Source organism: Chryseobacterium contaminans (assembly GCF_001684955.1).
GTDB lineage: Bacteria > Bacteroidota > Bacteroidia > Flavobacteriales > Weeksellaceae > Chryseobacterium > Chryseobacterium contaminans.
The window spans coordinates 1-5,292 of record NZ_MAYF01000130.1 but is presented as its reverse complement, the minus strand read 5'-3'; the positions used below and the strand labels follow the sequence as shown (position 1 = coordinate 5,292).

5 protein-coding genes and 1 pseudogene are annotated in these 5,292 nt (G+C 35.9%); 4 read left to right on the top strand and 2 right to left on the bottom strand.

The window, feature by feature from the left end; translation table 11 throughout:
- On the bottom strand, positions 1 to 974 hold a 974-nt coding region (aroB, locus tag BBH99_RS09310; protein ID WP_066694889.1), incomplete at its 3' end, for a 3-dehydroquinate synthase.
- A 101-nt stretch (positions 975 to 1,075) separates the two neighbouring features.
- On the opposite strand from aroB, the gene BBH99_RS09305 reads away from it, so the two are divergent.
- Positions 1,076 to 2,260, top strand: a complete 1,185-nt coding sequence (locus BBH99_RS09305; RefSeq protein WP_228390776.1) for a pseudouridine synthase — start codon at positions 1,076 to 1,078, stop codon at positions 2,258 to 2,260.
- 83 nt (positions 2,261 to 2,343) lie between these two features.
- Here BBH99_RS09305 and pncA read toward each other — a convergent pair whose 3' ends face one another.
- Positions 2,344 to 2,949, bottom strand: a complete 606-nt coding sequence (pncA, locus tag BBH99_RS09300) for a bifunctional nicotinamidase/pyrazinamidase (RefSeq protein ID WP_066694887.1) — start codon at positions 2,947 to 2,949, stop codon at positions 2,344 to 2,346.
- 247 nt (positions 2,950 to 3,196) lie between these two features.
- Here pncA and BBH99_RS09295 point away from each other — a divergent pair, with 247 nt between their 5' ends.
- The 3 genes and pseudogenes from BBH99_RS09295 to BBH99_RS09285 form a co-directional block, all read left to right on the top strand.
- Complete coding sequence (locus BBH99_RS09295; protein WP_066694885.1) at positions 3,197 to 4,339, top strand: DEAD/DEAH box helicase; 1,143 nt, start codon at positions 3,197 to 3,199, stop codon at positions 4,337 to 4,339.
- Between the two features lie 180 nt (positions 4,340 to 4,519).
- A complete protein-coding gene (locus tag BBH99_RS09290) occupies positions 4,520 to 5,056 on the top strand; it encodes a YfiT family bacillithiol transferase (RefSeq protein ID WP_066694883.1) in 537 nt (178 codons plus the stop codon).
- A pseudogene (locus tag BBH99_RS09285) lies at positions 5,050 to 5,292 on the top strand (DUF1569 domain-containing protein); the annotation flags it as partial. The gene BBH99_RS09290 and the pseudogene BBH99_RS09285, both read left to right, overlap by 7 nt.

The window sequence follows — 5,292 nt, the reverse complement described above, 5'->3', positions numbered from 1 at the left end:
TTACATTTACCAATAGCGGTAAGCAGAGAAAAATTGATTTTACTGTCTACATTCTTTTTATCATTTAAAAGCAATGCTGTGATATCTTCATCTTTAAAATCACTGATATCCAAATAAGGATAATATCTCTGAATATTTTCTATAATTACTTTTGAATCCTCTTCTGAGATAAGGTTTTCAAGATAGGCAAGGTGTGCCTCACAAATCATACCCATGGCAACAGCTTCACCATGCAGGATAGGGTTTTCCTGCTGCAGACAAAGGCTTTCCACCGCATGACCAATTGTATGTCCGAAATTCAGGGTTTTTCTGATATTGCTTTCATGAAAGTCTTTTTCTACAACATCCTGTTTAATATCCATAGAATTCTGGATATAAGGAGTTACGGCATCCACATCCAGTTTATGGATCTGAATCAGCTGATCCCAGTGTGCTTTATCTGCAATAAGGCCATGTTTAAGCATTTCAGCAAATCCACTTCTTAATTCTTTAAAAGGTAATGTTTGTAAAAAGTTAGGATAAATAAAAATCTGCTCAGGGAATGCGAATGTTCCTACCATATTTTTATAGTGCATCAGATCAATCCCTGTTTTACCGCCAATAGAGGCATCACACATAGATAAAAGGGTAGTAGGGATATTAATGAACTGAATTCCTCTTTTATAAGTAGATGCTACAAAACCTCCCATATCTGTAATAACACCGCCACCCAGGTTAATCACCAATGCCTTTCTGTCTGCCTGCATTTCTGTGAGAATTTCCCAAAGCTGATTGGCTGTCTGGATATTCTTCATTTCTTCTCCGGCTTCAATCTCCAGAATCTCAAACCCAAGATCTGTTTCCATATTGCCTAAAAGAACAGGAAGACAGTATTCATGAGTATTTTCATCCACCAAAATAAAAATTTTACTGAATGTTTTCTCGTGAAGAAAGTCGTTGAGTTGAGAAAAATTATCGTTTAATATTGTTATCATCTTCAAAAATATGTGGGGTTAAAATGTAAACTATACTGCAAAGTTATGATTCTTAATTTTTAACTCGTAACTAAATTACTATCTTTGCAGAAATTTTTAGAATGAGCAGAGATAATAATAATTCAGACAGACCAAAGAGACCAAGAATTTCAACCAAGAAAAGTTCTGATGATTCTCGTGCTTCCAGATCTGGAAATTCTTCAGGATCAAAACCTTATAAAAAACCTTTTTCTAAAGACGGTGGAAGAAAAGGTCCCGAGCATAAAGGGTCTAACTCAAAATTTGAGAAGAAACCGTTCAAGAAAAGTTCAGGAGGCTTTGATGGCTCCAATGATGATTTTGACTCAAAATCTGAAAGAAAACCTTATATCACGAACAAAAGTGAGAGTTTTGAGAAAAAATCTTTCGGGAAACCTAAAAGAGGTGGAAAAAACTTTGACACAAGAGATAAGTATGAAAGAGGCAGCCTGAAATATGGTAGAAGACCTACTGCTAATGGAGAGGAGAGAAGAGAGGACAAAACAAAATCTTTTGTACAGAAAAGAAGGCTGAACAAGATTGATAAAGACATTCATAAAGACAGCATCCGTCTTAATAAGTATATTGCTAATTCCGGGATCTGCAGCAGGAGAGAAGCTGATGAGCTTATCACTCAAGGGCTTGTAGAGGTAAACGGAAAGGTGGTAACCGAAATGGGATATCAGGTACAGAAAACTGATAAAGTTGTTTTTGACGGGCAAAGCATTACACCGGAAAAACCTGTATATGTGCTTCTGAACAAGCCAAAAGGGTATATTTCTACCACTAAGGATGATAAAGCAAGAAAAACAGTAATGGATCTTGTAGCAAACGCTTCTCCTTACAGATTATTCCCGGTTGGAAGATTAGACCGTTCTACTACAGGAGTTATCTTATTAACCAACGACGGACACATGACTAAAAAACTTACGCATCCATCTTTTGATGCCAAGAAGATTTACCATGTAACATTGGATAAGAAATTAACAGGGGAAGATTTACGTCTTATTGCAGAAGGAATCCGTCTTGATGAAGGGGTAGCAGTAGTTGACCAGATTTCATACATTGAAGGGAAACCTAAAAATGAAGTTGGGATTGAGATCCACATCGGATGGAACCGTGTTATCAGAAGAATTTTCCAACGATTAGGTTATGAAGTAGAGTCTTTAGACAGAGTAATGTTTGCCGGATTAACGAAGAAAAACATCAAAAGAGGACACTGGAGAATCCTTACAGAACTGGAAGTAAACAACCTTAAAATGCTTTAAAATAAAACCATTTTAAGATTTAAAATATAAAGGCGCTGATTCATTTCAACGCCTTTTATTTTTTTGGGTATTAAATTTATATGTTATCCCAATACTGTTACTCCTTTTTCAATCATATCATAGATTGCATCCCTACCGTTATCAGGTTTTACGTTCACAGCTCTGGTTCCGTTAAAATGGAGACAGGTAACATATCCATTGGCTACAGCATCCTGAGCGGTATATTTCACACAATAATCCATTGCCAAACCTACAATTTCCACTAACTGGATATCATGATATTTCAGGAAATCATCCAATCCTGTTTTCATGAAATGATTGTTGTCCTGGAAACCACTGTAGCTGTCAATTTCAATATTTTTTCCTTTCTGTATGATATGAGTAACCTTACTTTGGTTTAAATCTTTATGGAATTCAGCACCAAAAGTCCCCTGTACACAGTGATCCGGCCACATAAACTGCGGAACACCGTTAAGGATAATACTTTCTCCTACCTTGCGCCCGTTTGTGCTTGCAAAGCTTTTATGCCCTGCCGGATGCCAGTCTTGTGTTAAAATGATCTGATCATATTCATTTTCTTCCATCAAAAGATTGATATAAGGAATAATCTCGTTAGCTCCCGGTACTGCCAATGCTCCGCCTTCACAAAAATCATTCTGTACATCGACTATTATTAATGCTTTTTTCATATTTTGAATTCTCAAATTTTTGATAAATTTACAAAACTAATTGGCAAAAATTTCTCCAAAACTGAATTATCGGACAAATCGGCAAAAAAATAAAAGGATGGAAGTCGGAAGAAAGAAGATGGAAGTTACTTTTAGTTTTACAACGACGAACTGTCACCTTTAAAAGAAAAGGAGTATCATTACTTCCTTATTCCATCACCCAGCTTCCAGCCTTTTAATGTATCTTTGCTGCAAATAAATAGTTTTTATGTCATTTGAATCGTTAGGATTATCACACAATATTATTCGCTCTGTAAAGAAGCTGGGGTACTTAAAACCTTTTCCAATCCAGGAACAGGCTGTACCTGTTATTCTGCAAGGCAAAGATCTTATGGGAATTGCTCAGACAGGTTCCGGAAAAACAGCCTGTTTTGTAATGCCAATTTTAGAAAAGTTACAGAATACAGAAGCAAAAAAAGGACGTAATGTCCAGGTTTTAATATTGGTTCCTACACGTGAATTGGCCATCCAGATTGATGAAGTGTTCAGAGCATTCACAGAAAATCTGAAGCGTGATATACGTACTATGGCGGTTTATGGCGGGGTTTCGATTAATCCACAGATGAAAGGAATGTTTGGGGTAGAGGTCCTTATAGCAACTCCTGGACGTTTATTGGATTTAATTGATCATAATGCCTTGAGTATTTCAGAGATTCAGCATTTGGTAGTAGATGAAGCAGATAAAATGTTTCAGTTAGGTTTTGGAGAAGAAATGAATAAGCTTTTTGCTCTGATGCCTGTAGTAAAACAAACCACTTTATTCTCAGCAACTTTAAATGATAAAATTGCTGAAATGAAGGAACGTTTATCTATTAATCCAACCATTATTGAAATTAAAAAAGAGGAAGTAGAGATTGATAATATCGAACAGTTTGCCTATCATGTTTCTCCTGAAGATAAAGGTCCTTTTTTACGATATCTTATTAAAGAAAAGAAAGTTGAAAAAGCGTTGATATTTGTATCGTCTACAAGATCTGCTGATAATCTGGTGGAAAAACTTAAAAAGAATAAAATCAAAGCAGTGGCTATTCACAGTCAGAAATCACAAGGCGCCAGAAGAAATAATTTGGAAGAATTTAAGTCTAATGGGGCTCAAATTCTGGTTGCTACAGACCTGATCGGGCGTGGGATTCATATTGATTATCTGCCTTGCGTTATCAATTACGAGCTGCCTCGTTCTCCTTTAGATTATATACACCGAATTGGTAGAACAGGCCGTGCCAACGAAAAAGGAACTGCAATTAATATTCTTACAGATGACGAATTGCAACACTTCAGGGTAATCCAAAAGAAAATGGGTAAAAAAGTCCCCTTAGAAAGAACAGAAGGCATTAACCTTCATGGATATTAATATAAAAAGCTTTGATTGTCTGCAATCAGAGCTTTTTATTTTCCTGTATAATCTTTATAATTAACATTTTTTTCATATTTAAATTTCTTGAATTTTAATAAATTTACAGAAGCGGAAATGGTTTGCCTAAGATCAAACCATCAAACAAACCTGCAATAATTAAAAGTTAAAACCTGAACAATGAGTAACATTGAGAATAAAAAATTTCCAATAGGACCGTTCGAAATGCCGGAAAACATCTGTGATACCACTTTAGACACCTATATTAAGGCAATTAAAGACTTTCCCGGAAAACTGAAGAATCTCATTGAACATTTCACAGACGAACAGCTTGATACGCCTTATAGAGAAGGAGGGTGGACGGTAAGACAGCTTGTAAATCATATTGCAGACAGTCATGCCAACAGCTTTATCCGTTTTAAATTAGCCCTTACTGAAGACAACCCAACCATAAAACCCTATGATGAAGCTAAATGGGCCGAACTTCAGGACAGCATCCACATGCCTGTAAAGCCGGCAATGAGAATGATAAAAGGAACTCACCAAAGATGGACAACTCTTCTTAAAAGCCTTACGAATAAGCAGTTTGAAAGAACTTTCCATCATCCTGAACACAACAGAAATTATAATTTAAGGGATAATCTTGCCTTATATGTCTGGCATTGTAACCATCATTTTGCCCATATTGAAAATCTGAAGAAAGAAAAAGGTTGGTAAAAAAACTTCTGATTCATCCAATATATTATAAGGAAATTATAGAGAGGATTTCCAGATTATCTGTAGACAGCCAAAGAAAGTGGGGAAAAATGGATGTCTGCCAGATGTTAACGCATTGTGACCTAGTTCTTCAGGTTGCATTATACAAAATTGAACTTCCTCCTATTAATCTTCTTTTTGAGACAATAGGAATCGTTACAAAACTGGAAATGTATGTTTTCAATAACGGAATTCCC

Excerpts from the sequence above, each read along its gene's own strand:
- BBH99_RS09305 (WP_228390776.1), top strand. The coding sequence starts at position 1,076 with ATGAGCAGAGATAATAATAATTCAGACAGACCAAAGAGACCAAGAATT.
- pncA (WP_066694887.1), bottom strand. The coding sequence starts at position 2,949 with ATGAAAAAAGCATTAATAATAGTCGATGTACAGAATGATTTTTGTGAA.
- BBH99_RS09295 (WP_066694885.1), top strand. The coding sequence starts at position 3,197 with ATGTCATTTGAATCGTTAGGATTATCACACAATATTATTCGCTCTGTA.
- BBH99_RS09290 (WP_066694883.1), top strand. The coding sequence starts at position 4,520 with ATGAGTAACATTGAGAATAAAAAATTTCCAATAGGACCGTTCGAAATG.